Genomic DNA, 771 nt, shown 5'->3' on the forward strand with positions numbered 1-771 from the left:
CAGCAGGTGCAGGATGGTGTTGGTCGAGCCCCCCACCGCCATGGAGACGCGCATGCCGTGCTCGAAGCCCTTCTTGCTGGCAATCGTGCGTGGCAGCACGCTGGCATCGCCGCGGCCATACCAGGCACGGGCCAGCGCGACGATTTGCCGGCCCGCCTGGAGGAACAATTCTTCGCGATCCTTGTGGGTGGCCACCAGCGTGCCATTGCCGGGCAAGGCCAGGCCCATCGCCTCGGTGATGCAGTTCATCGAGTTGGCCGTGCCCATGATGGCGCAGGAGCCGCAGGTCGGGCAGGCCGACTCCTGGATGCCGCGCAGATCGGCCTCGGTGGAATACGGGTCGCCCAGCACCATCAGCGAGTCGATGGCATCGACGCGCTTCGTCACGCCACGGTGGTTGAAGATGCCCGACTCCATCGGCCCGCCCGAAACGAAGATGGTCGGAATGTTCAGCCGCAGCGCGGCCAGCAGCATGCCCGGGGTGATCTTGTCGCAGTTGGAGATGCACACCAGCGCATCGGCACGGTGGGCGTTGACCATGGTCTCCACGGCATCGGCGATCAGGTCGCGGCTGGGCAGCGAATAGCGCATGCCGCCGTGGCCCATTGCGATGCCATCGTCCAGCGCGATCGTGTCGAACTCGCGTCCGATGCCCCCGGCGCGGGCAATCGCCCCGGCGACCAGCGCGCCTAGGTTCTTCAGGTGCACATGGCCGGGCACGAACTGGGTGTAGGAGTTGGCGATGGCGACGATCGGCTTGCCGAAGTCGCC

The 771-nt window shown here is 66.8% G+C and carries 1 protein-coding gene; it reads right to left on the bottom strand.

The window, feature by feature from the left end:
• Positions 1-771, bottom strand: a 771-nt coding sequence (locus QZH66_RS17450; RefSeq protein ID WP_305807099.1) for a dihydroxy-acid dehydratase, incomplete at both ends; no start/stop codon positions are given.

The sequence above is a fragment of the Stenotrophomonas sp. YIM B06876 genome (assembly GCF_030711595.1).
In the GTDB taxonomy this organism is placed as follows: Bacteria; Pseudomonadota; Gammaproteobacteria; order Xanthomonadales; family Xanthomonadaceae; genus Stenotrophomonas.